This window comes from Burkholderia pseudomultivorans (assembly GCF_001718415.1).
In the GTDB taxonomy this organism is placed as follows: Bacteria; Pseudomonadota; Gammaproteobacteria; order Burkholderiales; family Burkholderiaceae; genus Burkholderia; species Burkholderia pseudomultivorans_A.
Genome location: NZ_CP013378.1, coordinates 361,206 through 388,004, shown reverse-complemented (window position 1 = coordinate 388,004; position 26,799 = coordinate 361,206). Strand labels below are relative to the sequence as shown.

The window sequence follows — 26,799 nt, the reverse complement described above, 5'->3', positions numbered from 1 at the left end:
GATAACGAATAAATCCTGCGACTCCCGAGTAAAGGGGCGCAACGACGCCGTGAACCCAACCCTATTGAGCGGCCGTGTTTACATGCACCATGGCGTCGGTCATTCTGAAGGGGTCGAAGCGACGGACGGGGTCGGAGCAGCCGCGGAGAAGCCCGTCAACGTACGTCGGATCGTCGAAACGCTTGAATCTGGGATCCGAATAAGCCAACACGGCCAGGCGAGCCAAACGCGCTCGCTGTGCATCCGAAAGCGCAGAGGTACGCTCGTCCCGAAGCACGAACTTAGAATACGCGACCACTCCCGACTTCCGGACGGCAGCGTAAGACCACAATGCCCTGACGTCTTCGACGCATTGTGCGGCGGGATCAATCTTGAAGCCCGTTCTTGCCAGGGCTTCTCCTGCGTGTGCTGCGCTGAAACCCGCACTGGCGAGCAACGCACAAAGGACTACCTTCATGATTCATCCTGCTACGGCACCACTGACAACAGGCGGACCGAGGTGCCCGCCAGTAGTCCTTCCGGCACGCAACTGAGCGGCCGATGTATCGACGGCGCCGGCGAAAACGGTCGACGCTCGTCTCTTCTGCCGATCAAAAAATATATCTACCCGGCAGAGGGGTTCGTGGATTGTAACTATCGCTCACAATCAGGAGGCAGCGAGAAAAGCAGATTTGACAATAGTTGACACGAGCGATATGCAGGGTGCAGACACGATCGGCGTATCGGCCGCCAGGCACCACGTTCTCCGTCGGAGCGTTGACAGCGACAATCGCTCGCGCCACAGGTGTACTCATCGACTCTCTACAGAGACCGGCCGTGTATCGCATCGCCAGTCTGCCTCTCAATGCCGCGATCATTGTCGAGACTGCAGCTTCGGCAGCGTTGCCATAGTCGGACAATGACGCATCGCCCGCGACCCTATCGTCCACGTGAATCCGCGCGAGCGCGGCCTGGATGGTCTCCGGGTAATGAGGATCGTTCGCGCGACCGGGACGGTAGCCCGCCCGTTCGGGCTGGGCCAGTTCCTTTCGTACCTGGGCACGCGTGATCGCAACATCGTTGTCGCTCACGAACGCAGAATCCGTAGCAGCGGCCGAAGAAACGAGGAGCAGAACCGGGATCAGGTGCGTCTTTATGATCAGCCTTCAGAAGGAGTACTCGAATGGGAAGGCGCTTACGGCGACGGCTTTTCGATCATCGGGATTCCGCTCTTGTCGTTCGTGATGGATCCGGTCACTGCCGGCGGTTTGCTTGCTCCGTTGTTCGTTGCTACGGATCTGTTTGCGCTCCGGTATTGGAAGCTTCGACCTGGTCGAAGCCGGACCTTGTGCAGCTCTTGCCGGAGTGGGTGACCGGCATCGGCTTCGGTTACCTGACCTTTCGTTTCCTCGACCATCGCGCCATCGCGATAGTGATGGCCGTGATTACTCTGATCTTTGCGGACTTATAGGTGCTTCGAGGAGCAGCGACTGCGCCCCGTCTATGCTCTACTGCCAGAGCCATCACGGCCGGCGTCGCGCCCGGGATCACGACCATGGTCGCGCACTCGGTCGGGCCGCCACTCGCGAGCAAAGCAGTGCCGTGGCTGCAGCTGGCCAGACTCACCTCGGGCGTCTGGGCGCTGATGGCGATTCGCGTCGGCGCCATTCCCGCCGGCGTTGTAACCGGCTGGCGGCTTCACGCCATGCTGGACCAGCGACAAATTTATCGAATCTCTTATGGATTGCTTATTGTGGCCGCGTTGAAACTACTTTGGGATGGGATGGGGGGGTTATTTCGGTTGAATACGCACAACCGATGGATGCCGGAAATCTGCGCATCGTCGAGCGCCGATGCGGTAGCGGAGTGGACTCAAAAACCACCCCGCTCCGGAACTCTGCCGCTTACCAAAATGCACAATGTGCGGCGACGCTGCGTATTTCGGCGAACGTGACCGCCGATTTCGGGAACGTGACCGATTCGGCGGGATTGGGCGTTGCGCGGTGTCGATTGTAGATTCCTTGTCAGTTCTGGTCGAGTTCGGGCTCCAGGAGGTTGGGTTTGGGGGATGTCTTTCTGAGCGATTCGCCGGTGAGCGTGATCCGGTGATGACGCTGCATGAGGCGGTCGAGCATCGCATCGGCGATGGTCTCGTCACCGATCCAGCCATGCCAGTGCTCGATTGGCAACTGGCTGGTCACGATGGTGGCTTTGCCCGCCGCGCGGTCGTCGATCATCTCGAGCAGATCGTTTCGAACCATCGCGTCGAGGGGAGCCATTCCCCAATCGTCCAGCAGGAGAACATCAACGCGGGCGACCTGCAGCAGCCATTTGGTGAAGCCGCCGTTGCCGTGCAGCACGCGCAGTTCCTCGCCGAGTCGCGGCACACGCAGGTACAACGCGGAGTGCCCGCGCCGGCAGGCGTACTGCACCAAGGCACAAGCGAGCCATGACTTCCCTGCGCCGGTTGGGCCGCTGATGAGCAGGCTGTAGCCGGCTTCGACCCAGTCGCCGAGTGCCAGGCTCATGAGCGAGCGCGGGTCCACGCCTTGGCCGGAGCGGGTGTCGAGGTCCTCGATGGCAGCCTGCGGATACTTGAGGCGCGCCTGCTTGAGCAGTCGGGTGCGACGGCGATCATCACGCCAGCTCGCTTCCCGGTCGACCAGCAGCGACAGGCGCTCCTCGAAGCTCAGGCTCGCTACGCCGGGCTGCGTCAATTGCTCTTCCAGGCCGGCGGCGAAGCCGTCCAGCTTCAGGGTGCGCAGTTGGGTCAGGGTCTGTTGCATCATCATCGCGGGTTCTCTTTATTGGTAGTAGCTGGAGCCGCGTACATGCGCGCGGCTCGGGCTGATCCAGTCGGCAGGCGTTGTCGCCGCGGCGCGGTCGCGGTTGTTGATCAGGATGTCGCGCACGTGGCGGTAACGGTGCACGCCCAGTTCCAGCGCCAGCGCACACGCCGCTTCAAGACGCTCGCGGCCATAGCGACGGGAGAGCGAGAGCAATCCGAGGCACGCCCGATAGCCGTGTTCCGGGTGGCGTTGCTCCTGCAGCAGCCGGGTGACGAGCGCGCCGGTTGCCGCGCCGATCTGCTGGCCCCAGTGAATCAGCCGCTGCGGCGTCCATTCGAGATGGGCGCGGTGTGCCGCCGGCATGTGCTCGACGACCGTGGTGTAGCCGCCCGCGCGGTCGTTACGGGCGTGGCTGGCGACGCGGCGGCCGCGATGCAACAGTTCGACAGCGCCCGCCGTGATGCGCGCATCGAGCTTGAGACCGACCAGCGCGTGCGGCACGCTGTAGCGGTGTTTGTTGATCTCGACGTGATAGTCGATGTGAACCGTCACCGTCTTGAAGCGCGCCAGCTCATAGGGCTGCGCTGGCAGCGGTTGCAAGGCCGGCGCGTCCAGTTCGGCGAATGCGCTGGCGCGGCATCCCGGCAGCTTCTGGAACGGCCGCTCATTCAGGTTCTTCAGCAGTGGACGGATCGCGTCATCAACCGACTGGACCGACGCAAACCGGTGATGACGCAGGCGCGCCATGATCCAGCGCTCGACCACCTGGACCGCGACTTCTACCTTCGGCTTGTCCTGCGGGCGATACACGCGTGCAGGCAGGAATGACGTGCCGTAATGACGCGCGAAGTCCAGCACGGTGTCGCCGGCGCGAGGTTCGTAACGGTCGGGATCGGCAATCATCGCGCGCGGGTTATCCGGCACGATCAGCTGCGGTACGCCGCCATAGAAGGTCAGCGCGCGTGCAATGCCGCCCAGCCAGTCCTCCATCGTTTCGGCCGGCGTCGCGCATGCGAACGTGTAGCTCGACGCGCCCATGGCGGCGACGAAGATGTGTGCGCGGCGTCCGGTCGTCAGCGGCAACGTGGGACCGGCGAAGTCGACAAACAGCTTCTCGCCGGCGCGGTGGATCTGGCGCATCGAACGCTTCAGGCGTTTCGTGAACGCCTTGTAGTGCTCGCAGAACTGCGTATAGCGGTAGGTCTGTCGGTCCGCGAATTCGGCCTGGTACTCCTCCCAGAGCAGCGTCAGCGTCACGCCCTTGCGGCGCAGCTCCTGGTGAATGCGCCCGTAGTCGGGCTGGGCGTAGGCTGTTGGCCCCGTGGGCTTGCCGAGAAGCCGCCGTTCGAGCTCGGCTTCGTCCATGTCGCAGGCGCTCGCCCAGTCCAGCCCGGCGGCACCGGCCAGTCCGATGTACTTCGTGACCACGCCCTTGGAAATGCCCAGCGACGCGGCGATCCGATCGTGCGAGAAGCCGCCGTCGAATTTAAGTCGTAAAACGTCCTTGATCATGCGCATGTTCATCCGGTGCGCGGGCATGCTGTCTCCGGCCAAAGCCGGCGAGCATAGCCCGCGTGGTTGATGTCATGCGCAACGCCAATCCTGCCTTCCGGTCCGCTCGGTCACGTTCCCGGAATGACCGGTCACGTTGCCGAAATCGCCGGTCACGATCCCGAAACGGCCGGTCACGTTCGTCCGAAATACGCACGTGTGGTTGTCGACCGGTTGAATCCGCAACCCGAAGCGGTCATTCCGCGTAGGGACCGCACAATGACCGCTTCCGAGGGAAGACGCGCCATCCGCGCTAAAGCCAGTGGCCAAAACCAAGTACCCAACGGTAATGACACCATCCATCAGGGAATCGCTGCGGGTAACGAAGCCAACTTCTGAACCCACGAGCAGCGCAGCGACATTAGCTAGCTCACCCGGCGTGCTCGCGCACACGGCACTTCGCCGTAATCTCATCGATCTGATGAAAATCGGCCGCAACAAGCCTGTCTCGTGCCGATGATGCTTCGCGCCTCCGGGGCTATGCCGCCCGACAGGTTCCGTGGGTGGCGTCTCATCCCCTTTATCGCGCTTTACACGCGTCTGTGCCGAGGACCTCTCCCTCATGCGAGTTTTGCCAGAAGCTCCCGGCTCAATACTCGCTGGTACTGGGCAGCGAATGCTCTAGCGTTTAGTGCGTGAAGAAATCGAGAACCATACGATTAAATTTATCGGCATGCTCCCACTGCGCCCAGTGGCCACAGCGATTGAAGATATGGTACTCAGCGTTCGGCATGCTCCATAGGAGGCGCAGACCGACGTCCATCGGCACGAAGCGGTCATCGCGACCCCAGATGATTAGCGTGGGCGCCTTCACTTCCGACAAGCGATGGCCCACATCGGGGAACTGCTTCGGATTTGCGTCGATGCTCTTCACGAAGTTTTCGAGGTGGTCTTTGCGCGCCAGCATGTTGTCGAGGCGGGTCTGGAAGAGGTCTTCCGTGAGGCTGCTCGCATCGTAGACGAACACGTTCATCATCCGCTTGAGATTCTCAATCGTCGGCACACGATAGAGGCCCTGCAGCAGCTTGATACCTTCGGTCGGCATCGGAACGAACTGGCTCGGGCCGCCCGTTCCGCCCCCCATCAGCACCAGCTTACCGACGCGTTGCGGGTTTGCGAGTGCGAATGCTACCGCCGTATGGCCGCCCATCGAGTTGCCGATGATATGCACGGGACCCTGAACGTCGATGGTATCGAGAAGACCTTTCAGTGCACGCGCATTCAGCCCTGAGCGATTCTCCGTGCAAACAATCGGGTCGCTCTTGCTCCAGCCCGGGCAATCCATGAGGATGACGCGATAGCCCTTCTCGACGAGCGGCTCCAGATTGCGGTTGAAATTCGCCCAGCCGCTTGCGCCCGGGCCAGAACCATGGAGCATCACGACGGTCTCAGGACCGTTGCCCATATCGTTGTAGTGAATCTGAAGGTCGAGGTCGCCTTCTTTGATGCGAGCGAACTTGCTCGTGGAAGCTTCGGTGAGTGCAGTATTCGTGCTCATACTCGATTCCTGTGAAATTTTAGGTGGTACAGAGCAGCGGCACTGGCCGCTGCATTCAAACTACGGCCGGGAGAATTCTCAAACCCTGCCCAGCACGCTTTCGAGCGCTGACTGAAGCATCTGTCGCGCGGTAGCGCGGTTGGATACACCGTCAAATTGTCGCCATGCCACGTATCCATCCGGCCGCACCAGTAGCGCTCCAGCTTCTTCAATTTCACGCTGACGCTGCCAGTCGCAATAGACATCCTGAAAGTCATCCTGCCCAATTACCACCGTGCGCAGGAACGGCAAATCCAGTTCCTCTGCGGCGTCAGCCCATGCTTTTCCGGAAAGGCCAGTAAAGATGGTGAACTTGCCCTTGCCGACGACGTCAAGGGTGGACACACGCATGCCGGTCGAGTTGATGAGCCAGGCGTGTGGAAGCTTGGCGCCCGGTCGGGTCGTCGGCTGAAGATAGAGCTCGGGGTCGCGCTTCCATTCCTCCAGAGACGAATGCGCGTCGGGCACAACGGCAGTAGAAACGTAACGCTGATTCATCTCGACGCCCTGTGCATTAAATTCCTTGTTTTTTAGTTCGAGTGCCGCACCGGCCAGGCGGCGCGCGTTCGCCCCCTCCGGTCCCGCGTCCTTGAAGCGCGCGATGCCAGCAGCCACGGGGTTTTCTGCACCCTCAACGCTGAACACCTCTTTGATAAGTGCATAGTCTTTGCGCGACTGATTTGCGCGCAGCACGATTTGCTTGCCGACAGGTGCGCGTTCGTCCGAATAGGTCTGCAGCAGCTTCTCGGTTGCATGCCCCTTAATAACGTACGCGAGCTTCCACGCCAGGTTGAACGCGTCCTGAACGCAGGTATTGAGGCCAAGGCCGCTTGAGGGCGGATGGCGATGAGTGGCATCGCCGCCGCAGAGCACGCGGCCCTTCGAATATGACGTCGCGTAGGCCTGGTTGACGTACCAGACGGAGCTGAGCACCACCTCGACTTCGAGTTTAGGGTCGCCGACGAGAACACGAATCTTCTCGAGGACTACCTCGTCGTTCAGGTCCGGCTCTCCTTTCGAAATATCGAAACCCCACCCCGCAATCCATTGGGTCCATGGCTTGACTGCACGCAGGAGACCAAGGCCGATTTCTCCGAAGCTCGCGTGCGGGCTGACAATCCAGTGCAGAATGCTGGGCCGGTGCTTTACGTACTTAGACAAGTCGGCATTGAAGATGACATACGCCGTGCCCGCACGCGCCATCTCGCCCTCAATCTTGAGGTCAAGCTCTTCGGCGATTTTGGAACGCGCGCCGTCTGCACCGACGAGAAACTTGGCTCGGACGGAATACTCTCTCCCCGTGATGCGGTCCTGCAGCCGAACGTTCACGCCAGTCTCGTCCTGCGTGTGAGAGAGATATTCGGTGTTCGTCGCAAAAGACGCGCCACGCTCAGCCGCGTTTGTGAAGAGGATGGGCTCCATCTTCGGCTGAATGAGGTCAACCAGCGGAGACGGGCTGCCCTTGACGTAATCGCCGTGGCGCTCGTCACCCGTGCCCCATGCGCGGATGCGAATCAGCTCTTCGCCGGCGAGGCTGGTTGCGAACAGGCTGTCGCCCATCTGGTCCCACGGCGTCGAATTTCGGATGACCTCTTCTTCGATGTCGAGGTCACGAAACACCTCCATGGTGCGCTGGTTCGTGATGTGGGCACGGGGCGTATTGGCGAGCCAGTTCCAGCGCGACACCATGTGAGTACGAACGCCGTAGGTGGCTAGTGCCAAAGCGGCCGTTGCGCCCATCGGGCCGGACCCAACAATCAGTACATCGGTTTCGAATTCGGCGGTGTTACCCATAGTCACATCCAGTGTCTCATCAAAATTATCAAAAATCGCATCCCTGGGTACTTCCCACTGGCTGCACACGAACTTTGCGTGCAGGGCGCCTGGAGGGCGCCCCCTTCTTCTTAAAGTGGTCTTGTTCTACGCTCGTGACTGCGTCCTTAAGCCTGCTCAAGACCGCCTGGCACTTCCTTACCACGCACGCGGACCGCCTGCTCGGGGAAGGCAAAGGCGATGCAGAGAGCGCCTACAGCCGACAGAACAGCGATTCCGATAACGCCCGGCGTCAAGCTTCCGGTCGTCGTCTTGATGTAGCCAAGCAACGGCGGACTCGCGAAGCCGGCGATATTGCCGAGCGTGCTGATGAAAGCGAGACCGACTGGCGCAGCCTTTTTGCCGAGATACGCCGGGGGAATCGCCCAGATAAGCGGGCCGCTCGCGCCGGTTGCGAAGCTCGCGATAGCAAACGAGACGAGCATCAGCGGCAGGGAATGCGTCGACGTGCTCGCAATCAGGCCCAGCGCTATCAGGCAGAAGCAAAGCGCCAGATGCCAGCGACGCTCCTTGAGCTGGTCGGAACTCCAGCTCAGGAACACGGCACCAACGAAGCCCATGGCGAGAGGAATTGCCGTGAGCAGCCCAACGTTCACGAGAGAAGCAACGCCAGTCTCTTTGACGATAGTTGGGAGCCAGAAGAAGAGCAGGTAGTTGCTGCAGATTGCCGTGAAAAAGAGGAAGGCAACCATGTAGTTAATCGGGTTGCCGAGGACCTGACGGAACACACCCGCTGAATGGTCGGGATGCGTCACCGCTTCCGTTGCAAGGTCCGCCTTGATTGCTGCCTTTTCAACGTCCGTGAGCCATTCGGCTTCTTCCGGTCGGTCGCGCAACGCCTTAAGACAGACGAGGCCCATGACACACGCAGGCAGCCCTTCAAGGATAAACACCCACTTCCACCCTTCGAGCCCCAGAACGCCGTTCATGCTGCTGAGAATCCAGCCACTAATCGGCGCAGCGACGGAGCCCGCTGCAGCATTGGCAACGAAGATGACCGCGGTGACGCGAGCGCGCATGCTCGCGGGAAACCAAAACGTCAGATAGAGCACGATACCCGGCAGGAAGCCCGCTTCAAACGCACCAACCAGCAGGCGAAGCGTCACCAGGTGCCCAACGTTCGTGATGAATGCCGTGGCGGCGGTTGCGAGTCCCCACAGAAACATGATGCGGACAAACGTAATACGCGCTCCCCACCTCGCCAGAAGAATGTTGCTGGGAATCTCGCAGAGTGCGTAAGTGATGAAAAACGCCCCGGCCGCAATGCCATACCACGTAGCATTGATGCCGAGCGCGTCGCTCATCTGAAGCTTGGTAAAGCCAAGGTTAATACGGTCGATAAATGCGATGCCGTAGCAGATAAACAACAAAGGAATAATGCGCCACCAGACTTTCCGGTAGGCACGACGCTTTATGGCGTCGCTATCGTTTCCCGAAGCAACATACTCGTTCATGTCTTCCTCCAAACATGGATTGAATTTTTCTTCTTGTGATTGCCGGGCTCGTTCTCGAGCCCGGTCATTTATCAACTGCTCTGCTGTATTTCAGACTGCGTGTTCGTCACGCTGCCGAATCAGGTCCAACGCGACGTCGACAATCATGTCCTCCTGACCGCCAACCATCTTTCGCTTGCCGAGTTCGATGAGAATCGTCCGTGTGTCGAGGCCGTACTGCTTGGCAGCGGCTTCAGCGTGGCGGAGGAAGCTGGAATAAACGCCCGCATAGCCGAGACTGAGCGTTTCGCGGTCCACACGGACGGGACGGTCCTGAAGCGGGCGAACCAGTTCTTCAGCCGCGTCCATCAGCGCATAAAGGTCAGTGCCGTGGTTCCAGCCGTGCGCGTCTGCAGCGGCGATGAACACCTCGAGCGGCGCGTTGCCAGCGCCTGCACCCATGCCCGTGAGGCTTGCATCGACACGAATCGCGCCGTTCTGGACAGCGACAATGGAGTTCGCGACGCCGAGCGAAAGGTTGTGGTGAGCATGAATGCCACGCTCCGTTTCGGGCTTCAGCACTTCGTCGTATGCGCGAAAGCGCGCTGCGACGTCATCCATCGTCATGGCCCCGCCGGAGTCAGTCACGTAGACGCAGTGGGCGCCATAGCTTTCCATCAGCTTCGCCTGTTCTGCCAGCTTGGCCGGTACGACCATGTGCGACATCATGAGGAAGCCGGAAACATCCATGCCGAGCGAACGCGCATACTCGATGTGCTGCTTCGAGACATCCGCCTCAGTGCAGTGCGTCGCAACGCGCACGGAGCGCACGCCAAGTTCGTATGCGCGCGTGAGGTCGTGTGCGGTCCCGATACCAGGGATGAGCAGCGTGGTCAGCTTCGCGTGCGAGATGACCTCGGCGACAGCTTCAATCCACGCCCAGTCCGTATGGGCACCAAACCCGTAGTTGAAGCTTGCACCCGAAAGGCCATCGCCATGAGCGACCTCGATAGCGTCGACCTTCGCGTCATCGAGCGCCTTGGCGATGGCGCGGACGTGGTCGAGACTGTACTGATGCCGGATGGCGTGCATACCATCACGCAGGGTCACGTCCTGGATGTACAGCTTAGATTTGATTTCGGTACTCACAGCGCCTCCGCTTTGCTAATTTCCTGCGCTTGACGCCGCGCGATGCGCTCAGCGGTCGACAGTGCCGCAGAAGTCATGATGTCGAGGTTGCCTGCATAAGCCGGCAGGTAGTGCGCCGCGCCCTCAACCTCGAGAAAGACCGTTACTTTCGTCCCGCTGAACGACTGGCCCATTTCCGCGATGTAGAGTGGGTTCTCTTTGGTGTAATGGTGAAACAGGACCTGCTGCTTCAGGCGATACCCCGGAACATAGGCGTGAACCTTCGCTACCGTCGCGTCGATGGAAGCGGCAATCGCCTCCTCATCGGCGCTATCGCAAAGTGCGTAGACGGTATCGCGCATGATGAGCGGTGGCTCCGCCGGGTTCAGTACGATGATTGCCTTGCCACGCCTCGCGCCACCCACCTCTTCAATTGCCTTTGAAGTGGTTTCCGTGAATTCGTCGATGTTTGCTCGCGTGCCAGGGCCGGCCGAGCGCGACGAAATCGACGCGACGATTTCCGCGTAATGGACAATCGCGACCTGACTGATAGCAGCGACAATCGGAATGGTCGCTTGCCCACCGCAGGTCACCATGTTCACGTTCGGTGCGTCGAGGTTGGCTTCGCCGTTCACACAAGGCACGGTGTACGGGCCAATCGCAGCCGGCGTGAGGTCGATGACGCGCTTGCCATGCTGTTGCAGGATGGCGTCGTGCTTTTTGTGGGCGCCAGCCGATGTCGCATCAAAGACAATCTTGATGTCTTCGAAGCCAGACATGCGCGTGAGGCCTTCGATGCCTTCTGCGGTCGTCTGCACGCCCAAACGGGCTGCACGCTTGAGACCGTCGGATTCAGGGTCGATGCCAACGAAAGCCCCCATTTCGAGTACGTCCGACAGGCGAAGTACTTTAATCATCAGGTCGGTACCGATGTTCCCGGAACCGACGATGGCCACTTTGGTTTTGGACATTGCAAACCTCTTAAACGAATTTAGCCGTGACTTCGCCGAGTCCCGACAGTTGGGCAACGAACGTGTCGCCAGCGGTGACCGCAACCATCGGACCAAGTGCGCCGGTCAACACTACGTCGCCGGCCTTGAGCGGGCGGCCGCGCCTTGCCACTTCCCCCGCGAGCCAGACCGCGGCGTTCAAGGGATGGCCAAGACAGGCGGCTCCGCTGCCGGTGGAAACCACATTCGGGCCTGTGGTTACGCCCGCATGCTCGCGTCGCATCGTCATCTGAAGACCGCGCAAATCTAGGTCATCAATTCGGCGGGCCGGACCACCGAGGACGAACATGCCCGACGAGGCGTTATCAGCAACGGTGTCGAAAATCCGGATGTCCCAGTTCGAGACACGGCTGCCAACAATTTCGAGCGCCGGCACAACATACGCAGTCGCGAGAATCACATCCGCAATGGTCGGTCGTTCGATGTCGAGGTCCTGCCCGAGGATGAGCGCAATCTCAGCTTCAACCTTCGGCTGGTGCAGACGTGTCACTGCGATTTCTTCGCCCTCACCTGCCGCCATATCTGCGAACAGCATCCCGAAGTCCGGTTGGTCGACGCCAAGTTGCGCCTGTACGACCTTGGAGGTCAGGCCAATCTTTCGGCCGACCAGGCGGCGGCCTTGTCCTTCATAGAAGCTGGTGTTGGCATCCTGGATTGCGTACGCCGTGTCAACGCCATCGCACGTGGTGCGTGTGCGCAAGGGGGCAACCGTTTGCCCGGTCTCGAAGCAATTACGCAGTTCCGCAGCCAGCGCGGCAACGTTCGCACTATCGAGAGCCGGTCGGTCAATGGTTGCGTCAGACATGGAAAACCTCTTTGAGTGTTGCGGCAGCAACGGAAAAGTCAGGAGAGCGCGCCGACTTCAAGTGGGTGGTACGCTCCCCGCCAATGCAGGAGCGGCGACTTTTCGGCGACCCGCGTACGGAGCACGCGGCCGATGAAGATGGTGTGGTCGCCTGCTTCGACTTCGCGTTCACGCACACACTCAATCCAGCCGAGGCAACCTGCAACGAGCGGAAGACCTTCGATACCTTCCACCGAATCGACATGCGAGAAGCGGTCCAGCGGTTTACAGAAAATTCTCGAGACATCCTCTTGGTCCGAGGCCAGGATGTTCACCGCGAAGTGCGTTGCCTGACTGAAGATGGGATACGAGTACGACGTCGTGGTTAGGCTCCACTGAATGAGCGGCGGGTCGAGCGACAGCGACGCGAACGAACTCACGGTCGCGCCATAAGGCTTGCCCTGTGCATCCAGCGTCGAAATCACGGTAATGCCCGTCGCGAAATGGCCGAGTGCATGGCGAAAGTCAGCCGCGGATATGTCGCACTTGCGTTCCGACGCGGCATCCGTAACGTTGATTGAAGACATGGTTCGCTCCTGTGCAGCGAGTGGTCCGGGAACAGGCCCTGTTCGCAGACCACATCGACTTGGTTAGTCCAGAGCGGGCTCCAGCTCTTTGACAGAGCTAGCCGTGATGTCTCTTCCCGCTTCCGGCTGGCCTGCGAGTGCCAATGCGTTATCCACGAGGCGCTGCATGTCCGGGCTCTGGTTGCTCAGGTAGTTCATCGCGAGATTGCGGACCGGGTCGCCGGCGTAGTAGCGCTCGTACTGCACGAGGCGTTGGCCGAATGCTTCGCCCGCGAGGTCCCATGCGAGCTTGAAGAGACGCACGCGTTCCACGGAAGGCATGCCACCGGCACCCTGGTAGTACAGCGCGAGGTCGTCGGAAAGCTCCGGCGCACGGAAATCAGCTCCGCTCGGCATAAGCATGAAGCCGCCCGCACCGATGGTTTGCAACACTTCGATGACGCGCGGATACGCGAAGGGAAGCATCGTTCGAATTGCCTGCAACGGAGCGAGCGACGGGCGGACGGTGCCAACTTCCGAAAGCTCGGACTCGTACTCGGAACGTACCAGCGCGCTTTTTACCTGTTCGATGTAGCCAAGCAGTTCGCCGAGCATCTGCTGTACGTGGAGGAACTGGTCAGCCTTGATGGACTTCGCCACGGCAATGGCGAGTCCGACTGAGAACTGCATCTTCACGAGCGCACGAGTATTCGTCTGGTGTGCGGTGTGATTACGGACTCCGGTATGCGAATACAGCTTGTTCGAAAGTTCCACCTGCCGATAGCAGAAAACACGCTCCCACGGCACGAAGACGTTGTCGAAGATAAGCAGCGAGTCGCTTTCTTCGAAGCGCATCGACAGCGGATGGTCGTAGCTCTCGTGCGCCTCGACGTAGTACGGGTCGCGAGCAATCTGGCGCAGACCCTTCACGTCCGTCGGGACCGCGAAGATAAGCGCGTGGTCTTCATCGCCTGCCTTGAACTGCGGCAGGTTGTACATAATCATTTCGTCGGAGACTGGGCCGAGGGTCGCAATCATGCGCGCGCCGCTGACGTAAACTCCTCCCGACGTTTCCTTCACTACGCGAAGGTGCATGCTCGCCTGCTCCGACGACTGCTTCGAGCGGTCGTTCTGCGGCGTGATGAGCGCATGACTCAGGAAGAGGTCGTTGTCGCGGATGTACTCGTAGTACTTGACAATGTTCTCGCCAAACTGCTCGCCGCCTTTCGCGAAGTCATCGCGTGCTTCCCAGAATGCGAGTAGCGTGACGTTCATGAAGTCCGGCGAGCGGCCCATGAGGCCAAAATTCGTTTCCGCCCAGATGCGATACGCTTCACGACGCTTGCGAAGGTCGTCAGCCGACTTCGCCGGCATAAACGCAAGACCAGCACGCTCACCGGTCTCCGGCACGACGTAGGTGACCTTGTCCTGCAGTTCCGGGTCATGCTGCGTGTCATAGAGCGCCGCCAACTGCTCGACAGCGCCCTTGAATGCCGGATGAGTCGTTACGTCCTCCACGCGCTCACCGCGCACCCACACGTCTCGCGGACGATTGCGAAGACCCTCGATGAACTGCTTTCCTGTTCTGATACTCATGACATATCTCCTGTATTCGCACCTGCGCGCTCATGCGCGCGGTTTCTTCGATTGAGCGAACATCATTGCCATGCCAGCAATCCAGCCCTGGATGGCTTCTTAGTAAATGAGGTCGGCCTTGTATTCACCGTCGACCGAAAGCGCGGCGAAGGCCGCAACCCAGGCGAGAACTTCCGGACCGCCGCGGCCCGCTTTTTCGCGGACCTCCTTCGTCGTCATCGCATCGAGTTGCGACAGGTTTCCGGACTGAAGCTGCTGGATGAAGGTCGCGTCCCAATCTGCATCCACCGGCAAGATCCCCGGCTCGCCTGCATACGCGAGGGCGCCTGCGGTCAGGACACGTTGCTCGCGTACGTGGCGCATTTCCTCAGTTGGGTTGCGGCCGTCAATGAGGCGTTCCTTCACCTCATCGGGGGAGGTGGCGATGCTCGGCGTGGGCGGGTCGTGAGACAGGCCGCCCGATGCCGAGAACAGCACACGCTTTCCTGTCGCCGCGGCCCAACGGCCCACAGCCTCGCCAAGGAGCCGGGCGCGCCTGAAAGTAGGAAGCGGCGGCGCAGCGCAGTTGATGAAAATCGGGATGGTTGGATATCGGGAAAAGTCGCCGAACATTTCTTCCCAGATTTGCACGAACCCGTGGTCGACCTGCATGCGATACGACACGGCGATATCGAAGCCTTCTTCAACCAGGAATTCACTCAACTCCTGAGCTTCAGTCGATGCAACAGGTAGCGCGCCGGTGGACGTGCCCCAGTCACCAACAGACGACGCGTTAATGCCGACGCAAAAACTCGGCATTACGTCGTAGAAGAATCCGTTGAAGTGATCAGGCGCAAACTGGATGACGAGGTCGGGCTCGAACTGCTCAGCGCGTTCGGCGAGTTCGCGAAAACCGAGTTTCACAGCAAGGCGGACATCATCCGTGGTGACGCCGTCTTTCATCAGAGGCGTATGGGATGCGCTCAGCACGGCCAGTGGCACGGTCTGTCTCCTATGTATGTTTGATTCCATGCGCGATGGCATGGTTTGACTGACTTGCGGGAACGGCTCAACCACTCCTTGCAGCAACACCTATCGGCTCCCAGTGCTTGACCCTGGTCAAATAGTAGCGACGTGCCCGTTATGCCGATAATGCGGATGCTCTATAAAAGACATCCACTTCCTTGATATCAGTGCAAACCCTCGCTTTTAATGGCTCGACGGGTGAGCTCCGCCTACCAATATCTTTGTTTTCAATGGCTTGCGCACAACCCGAAAAGCATCATCGCGCCCCCGGACATGATGCTGGCCTCCGCAATCACGCTATAATCGAAATGCGATAACAAGCGCCGGTGTTGAACGAATAAGGCGTAATGGAGGCAGACAATGGATTCCAGACTTATCGAATATTTCTTGCGTGTCGCAGAGCTCGGCAGCATCAACAAGGCGGCGAGCGACCTTCGCCTGTCACAGCCGGCGATGTCGCGGCATATTGCTTTGCTCGAGCATCAGATGCGCGCGAAGTTGTTCACCCGCACGCAAGGCGGTGTAACACTCACCGAATCGGGAACACTGCTATTGGAGCGCGCGCGCCCAATCCTGCGTCAGCTGTCCAAGCTTGTTGAAGAGGTTGGGGACCGTGCGGCAGGCCAGTTGTCCATCGGCGTCGCTCCGTCCTGGCAGCACATGTTCACATCCGCCTACATCTCGCAGCTCGTTCAGGAGTTTCCCGGTGTGTCATTGCGAATCCATGAGGGTGCTAGCCACGAACTGCGCGAAGTCATGCATTCCGGCATGCTCGACCTGGCAATAGTGCCTTTTGAAGGGAACCCGCCGCAGGGCTACGTTCATACTCCCTTGGTGCGTGAGCCGCTCATTCTCGTATCGCACAGCAGCACGCAGCTTAGGCCGGACAGGCCGGTTCCACTGTCGCGCCTGGAGAACCTGAAACTCGCGCTACCCGGCAAGCCAAATGTCATCCGCGCCCAGATTGAAAACTCGCTTGAAAGAAGAGGACTTCAGTTCAAGACGCTATTCGAGATTGACGCGATGAACCTCTCGATAGAGCTTGCTCGACAAGGTATCTGCGATACCATCACGCCCTGCTGCGCGGTGAGCGGTAACTCGCGCTACCAGGATGAAGTTTCCTGGAGCCCTATTCGCGGGATGTTCATGACCTGGGCACTCTGCGAGAACACCGCGAGGTCTCATTCACCGGCCGTCCGTGAAGGCCAAAAGCTCGTCCAGAAACTTTTGGACGACATTCTCAGGCGTGGAAAGTGGCTGGGGGCGGAACGGCTGTCCAAGACATCGAAGGCAAATACCTTCGAGCTGTTCGAAGAAGCATAACCGTCAGGCATCATGCGGGGCGCCGGTAGCCATCGATGATTGCAACCTGGCGGCCCATTCGTCTGAATGGCCCGAACGCCTTGCGCCACTCTCTCGCTTCAGAACAACGTGCGCACACCGAGGCGAAGAACGGTCGGGTTGGGACTTGATGAAGTCGCGAACGTGCCGTTCACTGATGCAAAGTTGTCACTGCCTCCGCTGGCCCGCTGATAGATTGTATGCGGTCTTTTAACGACGCCCATCAGAGGTTGGGAGTGGCAGGCATGCTCCATGGCATGAGGGCGGCATAGTCGTCGGCGGTTGCGGCGAGCGGCAACCTGGTGAACAGCCAGACCAGATAGCGATACGGCTCGACGCCGTTCGCCTTGCACGTCTCGACGAGGGAGTACAGGTTGGCGCTGGCCTGCGCGCCAGCGACAGTATCGGAGAACAGCCAGCCCTTGCGGCCGACGACGAACGGCCGGATCGCGTTCTCGCACAGGTTGTTCGAGATCGGCCAGTTGCCGTTACCGACGTATCGGACCAGCTTGGGCCACTGTCCGCTCATGTACTGCAATGCCTTGCCGAGCAGACTCGACGGCACGACGCCCGGCAGATGCTCGACCAGCATGCGCTCGATGATGGCGAGCACGCGGGCGCTGTACCGAGCGCGCAGTCCTTGCCGACGTTCAGACTTCCACTTCGCGCTGCGCGCCTCGGCCGCGAACAGCTTGCCGATCAGCACGACGAAGCGCGTGGCCAGCAGATCCGGCGAGCGTGCCGCCTTCGGCACCGACTCCTCGGCCTTGATGAAGCCGCGGCGCACGTGTGCCCAGCATCCGAGATGCACGAGCTGGTGATCGTGGGCGATTCCGTTGTAGAGCTCGTACCCGTCAGTCATCAGCACGGTGCCAGGCTGCACGCCAGCATAGAGTTTCTGCGCATGCTGGGCGCCGCGCCCCGGCGAGTACGAGAACATCCGTACTGGTGGCCCCGAGCCGTTGACCTGCGCCCACAGGTAACTCTTCGCCTGCGGCCTGCGTCCTGGCTCCTTCAGCACTTGGAACGTTGTCTCGTCGCCGTAGATCAGGTCCGATTCGAGCAGCGCGTCGCGCATCAGGTTGATCACCGGCTGCGTGGCCAGTCCCACCCGCACCACGCTGGCGGCCAGCGTGTTGGACGAGATGTCGCCGCCGAAGCGACGCAGCAGCGTGGCTTGGCGATACAGCGGCATACCGTACTGGTACTTGCCAGTGATGATCCACGCCAGCGCGGATTCCGTGAGCAACCCGCGCGGGATGATACGCGCTGGCGCCGGCGTGACCTTGATGCCGAGATCACAGCACGGGCACGCGTACTTGACGCGCTGGTGCTGAACGACGCGGACCTGCTCGGGAATCACGTCAAGCTGTTCGCTCGTCTCGACGCCGATCTCCACGAGGGCATAGCCGTCGTGCGCGCAGAATCGTTCAGACTAGGGTAGTTCGTGCCGCACGACGTCGCGCGGCAAGTTCGGATCGAGTGGTTTGCGTCCGCGCTTGCCTCGCGTGTGGGCGGCGACAGACGTGCCGGGCGCGTCCTCGCGCGCGGGCGCATCGGTAGTGGTGGCCAATGCTTCAGCTTCGTTGAACAGGCCGAGTTGGTCGGCATGGCGCGCCTCGCTAGAGGCACCGAACAGTTCGTGCTTGTAGGCCCGCAGCTTCTCTTCGGCCAGATCGCGCTGGGCCGTCACGAGTCGAAGCTCACCGCGCAGCGCATCGCGTTCGGCGATCGCGGCAATCAGCGCTTCGTACTCCTCCGCGCTCAACATGACGGGGCTATTCGGCATGGCCGATTAGACCATGCCACCTGCGTAGTGTTCAGCTCATCCGCGCGTAATATCGCTGGGGATGCTTCTGGATCACTGTCAGGTCGATTCCGTCGAGCAGCCAGTGCAACTGCTCGGCGTTGAGCGTGATCGTGTCGCTTCCGTTCGGCCAGATGAAGCGATCGGCTTCGAGTCGCTTGAGCAGCAACCAGAAGCCGTTGCCGCCCCAGCCGAGAATCTTGATGCGATCGCGACGGCGATTGCCGAAGACGAACAGCGCTGAGGTCATTGGGTTCAGGCGCATCGCCTGTTCGACCAGGATCGACAGCCCGTTGATGCCCATGCGGAAGTCGACCGGATCGCGATGCAGGTAGACCTTCAGCCCTTCGTCGAACCGGAACACTGCAGCCTCCCGAGCATCTGGATCACCGTGGCCAGCTCGTCGACGCTCGCCTCGCCAAGATCAAATTCGACACCATTCGACAGGCGCACATGTAACGAGAGCGCCATCAACGACGTGTCCGGTGGCAGTACAGGGGAAACGGCAGGCACTGTCGATGGCGCGGTGACGACAGGGACAAATGCCTGCGCTTCACTCACCGGAACACGACGCGCTGAGCCTGGGATGTCGATCGATACGCCGTCTATCACCAGCGGGTCTGGTCTCATTGGTGTTTGCAGCGTATGCTGCTGATGGCGCGAGATCCAGCGACGCAACTGGTTCGGATTAACGTCATGGTCCATGGCCGCCCGGGCGATCGATACCCCCGGCCTCAGGCAAAACTCGACCAGCTCCCGCACGGCATCTTCATCAAATTCCCGCCGGCCATCCCGTCTGCGGCCAATCACCAGTCTGCTTCGAAGGTCCTGTTTCTCTGTCATCACGGTCTGAGTGCATGTGTCCACGCGGACACTTAGCATCTGACCTTCTGCCTACCATTGGTAGGGCGTCGTTTATTGACGGCTTACGGAAGACGCATGAACAGATCACCGCCGCGTGTCGAGGCGCCGTCGAGCGCGCAGGCGACAGGATCCTGCTCAAACGCGGGAATGCCGCGGAAGTCCTTACGTCATCCGGCACCATCGTCGAGGCGGAGTACCACGCGCCGTTTGCGGAACACGCGGCCATGGAGCCGCTCAACGGTACGGCACTGGTCACGGCCGAACGCGTGGATGTGTGGCATCCGTCGCAACAGGCGCAGCAGGCACACATCGTCGCCGCCCAGGAGGCTGGCCTGTCGCCGGACAAGGTCTACTTCCACCAAACCTATGTGGGCGGCGGGTTCGGCCGACGCGTCACCGGCAACGACGTGCGCATGGTGGTCGCCGTCGCAAAGCGTTATCCAGGGCGTCCGGTAAAAGTCATCTGGTCACGCGAGGAGACCATGCGCCAAGGGCGCTACAGGTCGATCGAATCCGTCCGGCTCCGCGCCGCGCTCGATGCGGACGGCATGCCTGTCGCATTCCATGCCCGCGCCGCCGGCGCGCCCGATTTCTTTACGAACTACCTGCACGACGGCCCGCTGAGCGCCGGTATCGTCGACCATGTACTGGTCGAATCGAGCACCGTGCCACTTCATGTGCTGACAGGCTCTTACCGAGGACCTGGATACAACGCTCACGCAACGTTCATCGAAACGTTCGTCGACGAATGTGCGCATGTCGCAGGCATCGATCCTCTAGCATACCGGCTCAAGCTTTACTCGAGATGGCCCGACCCCGGATGGGTCCGGTGTCTGACCGAGGTGGCGGACAAGGCACACTGGGGCCGCGCTTTGCCGAAGGGGTGGGGCCAAGGCATCGCAATCGCAAACTACGGCATGAGCGGCAAGCCCGAGGCCGGCACGACCGTCGCGGCAATCGTCACCGTCGAGGTGACCCGCGACGGCGACGTCCGGGTCGATTCCGTCGACATCGCATTCGATCCCGGGCATGTCGGCTATCCGGACGGGCTCGTGTCCCAGATGGAAGGCGGGTCCATCTTTGCGCTGAATTCGGCTCTCAACGAGCAGATCACGGTTGCGAACGGGAAAGTCGTCGAGAGCAACTTCCACAACTATCCGATGATGCGAATAGGCGATGCACCGAAGCGCATCAGCGTCCATTTTGGTGGCGTCTCCGGTCACCCGCGCATGGCATGGGTCGGCGAATCGCCGATGGGCCCGGTGGCCGCGGCGCTCGGCAATGCACTGTTCGCCGCCACCGGCAAACGATTGAGATCGATGCCCTACCGACTCAATGACCTGAGCTGGACGTAATCCTCGCATCGCCCCCGTCGGCGTTCACATCGCCGACTCCGTCCACCGCGATCGTATCCGCCCGATCAGACATTCCTTCTGCAATGACAACTCCATCCTCGACCATCCCGAACCAGCGCACGGTATCGGCACTCGCACCGCTGATGGCGGTCGTGCTCGTCGCATTCCTGATCATCGGCATTGCGCTGCCGGTGTTGCCGCTTCACGTGCACGACGACCTGAAACTCGGCACGTTCTTCGTCGGTCTGGTGACCGGTAGCCAGTTCGCCGCCTCGCTGTTCTCACGCGTCTGGGCCGGCCACTTCGCCGACAAATCGGGAGCGAAACTCGCCGTGATCGTCGGCATGGCATCAGCCTCGGTGGCCGGCCTCATTTACTTGTCATCGCTCGTCGTCGCGTCGATGCCGCTCGTATCGGTGACCATCCTGATCGTCGGCCGCGCAGTTCTGGGCGCCGCTGAGAGCTTCATCATCACCGGCGCATTGAGTTGGGGGTTGGCGCGTGTCCACGCCAGCATTTCCGGCAAAGTCATCGCATGGATCGGGATGGCGATGTATGCCGCTTTTGCCCTCGGCGCACCGCTCGGCACTGTGCTGTATGCGAAGTACGGATTTTCGGCCATCGCATTCGCGACCGTGCTGATGCCGCTCGCCACCTTGACGCTGGTGCTGCCGATGAATGCGATCGCCCCGCTGTCACGAAGCGGCCCGTCGATGACGAAGGTCATCCGCGCTGTCGCTGCACCGGGAATCGGCCTCGCGATGAGCAGCATCGGCTTCGGCTCGATCATGGCCTTCGTTTCGCTGCTGTTCGTCGAGCAAGGCTGGCAGCCAGCATGGCTGTCTTTTACCGTTTTCGCGATCTCGTTCATCGCCGCGCGCGTCGTATTCGGCCATCTTCCCGACAAATTGGGGGGCGGCAAGGTCGCGCTCATCTTCGTGCTGATCGAAGCCGCCGGACAGGCACTCATCTGGGCGGCGACCGGCTCTGCACCGGCACTGCTCGGCGCGGCAATGACCGGCATAGGTTATTCGCTCGTGTATCCCGCGCTAGGCGTCGAAGCCGTTCACCGCGTTCCCCCGCAGAATCGCGGGCTCGCGATGGGCGCCTATACGGCATTCCTCGATCTCGCGTTGGGAATCGCGAGCCCCGCGCTCGGGCTGCTCGCACACTGGGCCGGCCTGCGCATGGTGTTTCTCGTCGCAGCAATGATCGCATGCGGATCCGCCGGCGTGTCTGTCGCGCTAATGAGGGCAGCCGGTCGTCGTTAACGTAGCTCCAGACCCCGGCATCGCGGTGCCGGGATCCGTTACGGCAATCGCCGACAGACGCAGGGCTTTGCGTCCATCGTGACCGCCAATCACAGACCCACACCGCGCGGCGCATCGACGGCCGTGCGTTCGCCGACCTGGTTACTCCTCGACGAGCAACGTCGACGGCCGGCGCTTCTCGATTGCCCATTTCAGGAGCGCCGCGGAACGATAGATCCCGTGCGCAAACTTGCCGTAGGGCAGTGTCGCGAACAGCGCCATCACGATCCCGAGGTGAACGGCCAGCAGCGTTGGCATCAGATTCGTGCTACGCAGTGCAAGAAGTGCAAGCCCGGAAGCGGCGGTCAGGATCAGGAGCAGGACAAATCCGCGGTCCATCGGCTTCTGGGCCGGGGCGCCATGAAGCGGGTGGCGCCTGATGTTAAGCCACAGGAGCCCACAGGTGCCGACAAGCAGGCTCACGCCACCGACCGTACCAAGCACAACCGGCAAGCTCGCATAATCGTACGGCGCCTCGAGATGGAACGCGTAGTGATACAGCGTGGCCACGCAGGTCGACGCGAAACACAGCAGGAACCCGTAGAACGTCAGGTGATGGAACCGTCGACGGAGAAGCGAGAAGGCGTCGTCGTCGTTATTGCAGCCGTCGCCGTGACCGCCTCCGAGATATCGAAGCGTCAACACGCTCTTCGTCGCCTCCAATGCGGCATCGATTGACGCGTCACCCGGATCCTCGTTGCGCCAGAAGCGTCGCACGCCGATCCCAAGTGCCAGCGCCGAAAATAGGAAAACGGCACCGAACACGATCGCAAGGAAGTTGTGCGGAAAAATCGCGTAGAAATTGGATCCGGCAATATCGGCAGCCGATCGTGCGCCTCGCCCCGCCAGCATCAAAAACGCCGTCAGTCCGGCAGCCAGCGCCACGGCGAGCGTCATCCCGTTTCGCTTGTAGAGAGCCCCCAATGCCGGCGGCCATGCGTATTCCGTATAGGTGCTCACGCGTACCTCTGCCATGGCGCGCGGTACGTTGACCGCGAATTCATGCGGCGGAGCATACTGACACGAATGAAGGCAGGCGCCGCAGTTGTGACAGAGATTGGCGAGAAGATGAATGTCGGCACGCCCGAATTCGAGGCGGCGCGTCATCGCCGGGAAAACGGCACAGAATCCTTCGCAATAGCGACACGCATTGCAGATCTGCATGATTCGACTGACCTCGCGTTCGCCGTCCGACAGAAGGACGCCACGCACCGTGGCCGGGGGAGTCTCCGCGAGCGCGTTCGCCTCGCGAGCAAGCGCTTCAAGCGACTGCATGATCGGTTTCCTTTTCATTGATTCGTTGGGCGGCACGTGCCGCCTCGACACCGGCAATGCGGCCAAACGCCGTGCCGATCGCCATGCCGATACCGGCCGTATAGCCCTTTCCGAGGACGTTTCCTGCCATCATTTCTCCGGCGACGAACAGGTTCGGCGACGGCTTTCCACCGAAGTGCACGGCCGCATGTTCGTTGGTTTTCAGGCCGAGATACGTGAACGTGATGCCGGGACGCAGCGCATACGCATAAAACGGTGGTTTGTCGATCGGCTGGGCCCAGTGCGTTTTGGGCGGCGTGAGACCGTCGGTCCGGCAGTCGTCGAGCACGGCATGATTGAACGTGCCCGGGCGGCACGCAGCGTTGTACGCCTCGATCGTATTGACGAAACTCTGCTCGTTCAAACCCGTCGCTCGTGCCAGCTCGGCGAGCGACCCCGCACGGACTCCCGGAAATACGGGCGGCATGAAGCGTCCGACGGCTTTCGAATCGATGATCGAGTAGGCGATCTGACCTGGCTGGAAAGCGACAAGGCGCCCCCAGATCGCGTATCGCTTCGGCCAGAAGTCCTCGCCCTCATCGTAGAACCGCTCTGCATTGCGGTTCAGCACGACACCGAGGGAAACGCAGTCGACGCGCGTACATATTCCGCCATCGTAAAGCGGCGCGCGGGCATCGATCGCGACACAGTGCGATTGCGACGGATCGCCGATTGCGTCGGCACCGGCCTCGATCATGTACTTGAGCACGACGCCTTCGTTGAAGCGCGTTCCGCGGATGAGGAAATTGTCAGCGACCCATTCCCCGTTGACCTCGCCCCATGCTTCTCGCAGCCACTCACGATTCGACTCGAAGCCACCCGCCGCCAGCACGCACGCTCGGGCCTCGATGCGTTCTCCGCGCACCCGTGCCGCAACGAAACGCCCGTCCTTGATCTCGATCGCGTCGACCGGCGCGTCATAGCGCACGCTCACCCCAAGTGCCTCTGCGCTTCGATAGTATGCGTTGACCAGTGCCTTCCCGCCGCCCATGAAAAATGCATTGGTCCGGGCAACATGCAATGCGCCCGACAGCGGCGGCTGAAATCGGACTCCGTGCCTGCGCATCCAGTCCCGACAGTTCGATGACGCGCGTATCGCGATCCTTGCGAGCCGCTCGTCCGTCAATCCGCCCGTCACCTTCATCAGGTCGTCGAAGTATTCGCTTTCCGGATACGCATCAACGAGCACATCTTGCGGCGCGTCGTGCATGCAGCGCAGGTTGCGAGTGTGCGACGAATTTCCGCCGCGCCATTCGCGCGGCGCTGCTTCCAGCATCAGCACAGATGCACCGGCTTCCCGTGCCATCAGCGCCGCGCATAGCGCCGCGTTACCGCCTCCTATTACCAGTACGTCCAGCATCACCACCTCGTTCCCGTGATTGTCCCGGGCAGTGTAGGTGACACCTGGAATAGCGGACAGCAGCGCGCGGCGAAGACGTGTTCACGAAAATTGAAGACCGCCGGCTTCCGGATCGACGAGCGTTGCGCCCGTCCATTTTCCGCTCATCACGAGCTCACGTGCGACATCGAGGAGAACCACGCGCGCGGCGAGCCCAGGTGGGGACAGTTCATCGTCACACAGACTCGCAAGCTGGTTGAGCCGAGTCAGGTGGGCACTCTGAATCGGCACGACGCTGAAAGTCGTAGCGTCACATCGAGCCAATGCAGCGCCGGGCTGAATCGTCACGCCGAGACCGGCGCCCACGGCCTCCATCAGCGTTGCCAGACCATCGATCTCGGCGACGACGTTCATCTGGCGATTCGCTTTGGTGAAGGCCGCGTTGACGAGCATGCGCAGGCCGTGACTGTCGCTTGGGAGCACGAGCGGATAGGCGGCGAGTTCGCGAACGGATAGGCCCTTGATGTCGGACGGCAACGTCTGCGTGGTGGACGATATCGCAAATAGCCGCTCGTCCAGAAGCGGCACGGCACTGAATCGCTGGCCGGCAGAACTGCCGAACAGGATTGCGAGGTCGATCTGCCGGGCGATGAGCATCGACTCGAGGTTTCCGGACAGATTCTCGACGACCCGCAAGTTGATGTCCGGATACCGTGCGCGCATTGCACGAATGAACGGTAGCGCGACAACCCCCGACGTGCTCGGCGCGAGCCCGACGGTGACCTGGCCAGCAAGCCGCCCCGTCTTCGCCGCACTGGCCGCATCATCTGCGTGGCGCAGCACCAGTTGCGCCTGATGCCAGAACGCAAGGCCGGCATTAGTGGGCTGAATTCCGGTTTTCGTCCGCTTCAGAAGACGGACCGACAGTTCGCTTTCCAGCCGACTGATCTGCTGGCTCAGCGTGGACGTCACCACGTCCAACTCCAACGCAGCACGGCCCATGCTGCCGCATTCGACAACACGGACGAAATAGCGAAGCTGCCGAAGTTCCAAGAAATGCCTCTTTGACCGATAGCCTGGTGCGGGAAATCGCAATACTGCAGCGCAATACAATGCGTGCGATTCCCGCATGCGTCAATCCGCACTGCCCCTCGCGGCCCCGATCGGTGAGCAATCGGCGATGCCGGACGGGATCAGACAGACAGTGAATCGGGCACAGCATCGCGCAGATGCATAGGTCCTATGCCGAGTCGCGGACGCGTCGTGCAGCCCTGCGCTTCGCACGGCTTTGCAGCACGGGCACATCGCGGCGAATCGCGGTCATTTCCGCGATGATTGCCACGGCTACTTCCGGCGGCGTCTGCGCACCGATGTGCAAGCCGACGGGCAAGTGCAGTCGCGCTATCTGATCAGCAACGAGGGCGAACAATCCTAGACGCTCCGTCGCCGGGTGCAGTTCATACGCGAACCGATTGCGCCAACGTAGCTGTGCGCCACCAATCCAGTGCTGCCGTCAATACTTCAACGTCAACGCTATCCATGTGCTCATCCGAGCGACGTTGCAAGTTCGACGGAATACGTCGCGACCTCGGCTTCCGGCTGTCCGCGCCATCCGGCGGCAGTCGGCTCGGTCAATTGCACTGCGACGACGAACCGTTCTCCGCGAGTTGCGGGTTCGCCGAATTGCGTGCGCTCGCAACCTTGGCCGACGCGGCCTGCGCATCGTTGACCCACGTGCCGGGGTTGGCGCGCGCAGGGTTGAAGCCAGCCGCCTTGTACTGGATCATTTCGTTGCGAACCTGCTCGCGCGTAAGGCCCGGGGTGGCGGATTGCGCAGATGCCAGCAACGGGCTGGAAATGGCAAGGGTGGCAATGAGAAGACGATGGCTGAATTTCATGTTGTTCACTCCAGAAAGACGAATAGAGACTTGCCGAATGCGCGCCAGCGAAACGACGTGATGCCGCTCCCGGCACCGTCGTTGCTTGATCGCTCATCGTGATTTCGCGTCAGTCAGCGAAACCGTTCGGCAAGTACGACGTCTCCACACGATGTGTGTCCTTCTGAGCCGCGTTTTAATTATGATCAAGGTCGAATGCGCGCGGCACGGTATCGACCAGCGAGCATGAAGTGTACGGTTTGCCGTTGCTTCGATTAAGCGGCCAATCCTACTAGAACCTATTAATATGGCTCATGAATCAATGACGGCACTCCGTCGCTTCGGTGCTAGGATTCCAACCCTTCTATAGGGGTAATACCG

General features: G+C 60.9%; 26 protein-coding genes and 1 pseudogene. 6 read left to right on the top strand and 21 right to left on the bottom strand.

Features of this window, described 5'->3' with window-relative positions; genetic code table 11:
* Positions 1-61: 61 nt before the first annotated feature.
* Both WS57_RS14690 and WS57_RS35830 read right to left on the bottom strand, forming a co-directional pair.
* Positions 62-457, bottom strand: coding sequence for a hypothetical protein (locus tag WS57_RS14690; protein WP_009689571.1), 396 nt, complete (start codon positions 455-457; stop codon positions 62-64).
* Positions 458-590: 133 nt separating this feature from the next.
* Complete coding sequence (locus tag WS57_RS35830; protein WP_230945488.1) at positions 591-1,070, bottom strand: DUF4148 domain-containing protein; 480 nt, start codon at positions 1,068-1,070, stop codon at positions 591-593.
* A gap of 224 nt (positions 1,071-1,294) precedes the next feature.
* Between WS57_RS35830 and WS57_RS38005 the strand changes: the two genes are divergently transcribed.
* Both WS57_RS38005 and WS57_RS38000 read left to right on the top strand, forming a co-directional pair.
* Positions 1,295-1,450 carry a hypothetical protein gene (locus WS57_RS38005; RefSeq protein ID WP_009689572.1) on the top strand — a complete coding sequence of 52 codons (156 nt, stop codon included), beginning with the start codon at positions 1,295-1,297 and terminating at the stop codon, positions 1,448-1,450.
* Positions 1,451-1,534: 84 nt separating this feature from the next.
* Positions 1,535-1,933 (top strand): hypothetical protein, encoded by a 399-nt coding sequence (locus tag WS57_RS38000; protein ID WP_230945487.1) that lies wholly within the window; start codon positions 1,535-1,537, stop codon positions 1,931-1,933.
* A gap of 70 nt (positions 1,934-2,003) precedes the next feature.
* Here the strand turns inward: WS57_RS38000 and istB are convergent, their stop codons facing one another.
* Together istB and istA are read right to left on the bottom strand one after the other, a co-directional pair.
* A complete protein-coding gene (istB, locus tag WS57_RS14685) occupies positions 2,004-2,771 on the bottom strand; it encodes an IS21-like element helper ATPase IstB (RefSeq protein ID WP_069244453.1) in 768 nt (255 codons plus the stop codon).
* 12 nt (positions 2,772-2,783) lie between these two features.
* Positions 2,784-4,307: an IS21 family transposase gene (gene istA / locus WS57_RS14680; RefSeq protein ID WP_009689574.1), complete on the bottom strand. Its 1,524-nt coding sequence runs from the start codon at positions 4,305-4,307 to the stop codon at positions 2,784-2,786.
* Positions 4,308-4,403: 96 nt separating this feature from the next.
* On the opposite strand from istA, the gene WS57_RS37045 reads away from it, so the two are divergent.
* Entirely contained in the window at positions 4,404-4,658 is a 255-nt protein-coding gene (locus tag WS57_RS37045) for a hypothetical protein (RefSeq protein WP_155755015.1), read from the top strand.
* Between the two features lie 289 nt (positions 4,659-4,947).
* Here WS57_RS37045 and WS57_RS14675 read toward each other — a convergent pair whose 3' ends face one another.
* From WS57_RS14675 to WS57_RS14635, 9 genes are all read right to left on the bottom strand, one after another.
* The gene (locus WS57_RS14675) at positions 4,948-5,817 is read right to left on the bottom strand and encodes an alpha/beta fold hydrolase (RefSeq protein ID WP_009689576.1); all 870 of its coding nucleotides are present in this window, start codon (positions 5,815-5,817) and stop codon (positions 4,948-4,950) included.
* Between the two features lie 78 nt (positions 5,818-5,895).
* Positions 5,896-7,650: an FAD-dependent monooxygenase gene (locus tag WS57_RS14670; RefSeq protein WP_069244452.1), complete on the bottom strand. Its 1,755-nt coding sequence runs from the start codon at positions 7,648-7,650 to the stop codon at positions 5,896-5,898.
* A gap of 146 nt (positions 7,651-7,796) precedes the next feature.
* Positions 7,797-9,143, bottom strand: coding sequence for an MFS transporter (locus tag WS57_RS14665; RefSeq protein ID WP_059601502.1), 1,347 nt, complete (start codon positions 9,141-9,143; stop codon positions 7,797-7,799).
* 90 nt (positions 9,144-9,233) lie between these two features.
* Positions 9,234-10,214, bottom strand: a complete 981-nt coding sequence (gene dmpG / locus WS57_RS14660) for a 4-hydroxy-2-oxovalerate aldolase (RefSeq protein ID WP_230945489.1) — start codon at positions 10,212-10,214, stop codon at positions 9,234-9,236.
* A gap of 53 nt (positions 10,215-10,267) precedes the next feature.
* Positions 10,268-11,221, bottom strand: coding sequence for an acetaldehyde dehydrogenase (acetylating) (locus WS57_RS14655; RefSeq protein WP_069244451.1), 954 nt, complete (start codon positions 11,219-11,221; stop codon positions 10,268-10,270).
* A 10-nt stretch (positions 11,222-11,231) separates the two neighbouring features.
* On the bottom strand, positions 11,232-12,065 hold the full coding sequence (locus WS57_RS14650) for a 2-keto-4-pentenoate hydratase (RefSeq protein WP_009687451.1): 834 nt from the start codon (positions 12,063-12,065) through the stop codon (positions 11,232-11,234).
* Positions 12,066-12,103: 38 nt separating this feature from the next.
* Positions 12,104-12,631: a flavin reductase family protein gene (locus tag WS57_RS14645; protein ID WP_009687450.1), complete on the bottom strand. Its 528-nt coding sequence runs from the start codon at positions 12,629-12,631 to the stop codon at positions 12,104-12,106.
* Positions 12,632-12,694: 63 nt separating this feature from the next.
* Positions 12,695-14,206, bottom strand: coding sequence for a 4-hydroxyphenylacetate 3-hydroxylase family protein (locus WS57_RS14640; RefSeq protein ID WP_069244450.1), 1,512 nt, complete (start codon positions 14,204-14,206; stop codon positions 12,695-12,697).
* A gap of 99 nt (positions 14,207-14,305) precedes the next feature.
* Positions 14,306-15,187: a 3-carboxyethylcatechol 2,3-dioxygenase gene (locus WS57_RS14635; RefSeq protein WP_069245421.1), complete on the bottom strand. Its 882-nt coding sequence runs from the start codon at positions 15,185-15,187 to the stop codon at positions 14,306-14,308.
* A 384-nt stretch (positions 15,188-15,571) separates the two neighbouring features.
* On the opposite strand from WS57_RS14635, the gene WS57_RS14630 reads away from it, so the two are divergent.
* A complete protein-coding gene (locus WS57_RS14630) occupies positions 15,572-16,534 on the top strand; it encodes a LysR family transcriptional regulator (RefSeq protein WP_009687447.1) in 963 nt (320 codons plus the stop codon).
* Between the two features lie 241 nt (positions 16,535-16,775).
* On the opposite strand, the pseudogene tnpC reads toward WS57_RS14630, so the two are convergent.
* From tnpC to WS57_RS35820, 3 genes and pseudogenes are all read right to left on the bottom strand, one after another.
* Positions 16,776-18,341, bottom strand: a pseudogene (tnpC, locus tag WS57_RS14625) (IS66 family transposase).
* A gap of 31 nt (positions 18,342-18,372) precedes the next feature.
* A complete protein-coding gene (gene tnpB, locus WS57_RS14620) occupies positions 18,373-18,723 on the bottom strand; it encodes an IS66 family insertion sequence element accessory protein TnpB (RefSeq protein ID WP_017335001.1) in 351 nt (116 codons plus the stop codon).
* Positions 18,699-19,241: a transposase gene (locus tag WS57_RS35820; protein WP_081074434.1), complete on the bottom strand. Its 543-nt coding sequence runs from the start codon at positions 19,239-19,241 to the stop codon at positions 18,699-18,701. Before WS57_RS35820 ends, tnpB begins: the two co-directional genes overlap by 25 nt.
* Between WS57_RS35820 and WS57_RS14610 the strand changes: the two genes are divergently transcribed.
* Both WS57_RS14610 and WS57_RS14605 read left to right on the top strand, forming a co-directional pair.
* Positions 19,217-20,578: a xanthine dehydrogenase family protein molybdopterin-binding subunit gene (locus WS57_RS14610; RefSeq protein ID WP_081337624.1), complete on the top strand. Its 1,362-nt coding sequence runs from the start codon at positions 19,217-19,219 to the stop codon at positions 20,576-20,578. The genes WS57_RS35820 and WS57_RS14610 overlap by 25 nt on opposite strands.
* Before the next feature lie 83 nt (positions 20,579-20,661).
* Positions 20,662-21,849 carry an arabinose transporter gene (locus WS57_RS14605; protein ID WP_059517721.1) on the top strand — a complete coding sequence of 396 codons (1,188 nt, stop codon included), beginning with the start codon at positions 20,662-20,664 and terminating at the stop codon, positions 21,847-21,849.
* Between the two features lie 141 nt (positions 21,850-21,990).
* On the opposite strand, the gene tcuB is transcribed toward WS57_RS14605, so the two are convergent.
* The 5 genes from tcuB to WS57_RS14585 all read right to left on the bottom strand — a co-directional run bounded on the left by tcuB (position 21,991) and on the right by WS57_RS14585 (position 26,439).
* A complete protein-coding gene (gene tcuB, locus WS57_RS14600) occupies positions 21,991-23,163 on the bottom strand; it encodes a tricarballylate utilization 4Fe-4S protein TcuB (protein ID WP_009691863.1) in 1,173 nt (390 codons plus the stop codon).
* Entirely contained in the window at positions 23,150-24,562 is a 1,413-nt protein-coding gene (gene tcuA / locus WS57_RS14595; protein WP_059517722.1) for an FAD-dependent tricarballylate dehydrogenase TcuA, read from the bottom strand. The genes tcuB and tcuA overlap by 14 nt, the downstream gene beginning before the upstream one ends.
* An 81-nt stretch (positions 24,563-24,643) precedes the next feature.
* A complete protein-coding gene (locus tag WS57_RS14590) occupies positions 24,644-25,594 on the bottom strand; it encodes a LysR substrate-binding domain-containing protein (protein ID WP_059517724.1) in 951 nt (316 codons plus the stop codon).
* Positions 25,595-25,781: 187 nt separating this feature from the next.
* On the bottom strand, positions 25,782-25,919 hold the full coding sequence (locus tag WS57_RS38275; protein ID WP_330733350.1) for a hypothetical protein: 138 nt from the start codon (positions 25,917-25,919) through the stop codon (positions 25,782-25,784).
* 253 nt (positions 25,920-26,172) lie between these two features.
* Positions 26,173-26,439: a DUF4148 domain-containing protein gene (locus WS57_RS14585; protein ID WP_059517726.1), complete on the bottom strand. Its 267-nt coding sequence runs from the start codon at positions 26,437-26,439 to the stop codon at positions 26,173-26,175.
* Positions 26,440-26,799: the final 360 nt, after the last annotated feature.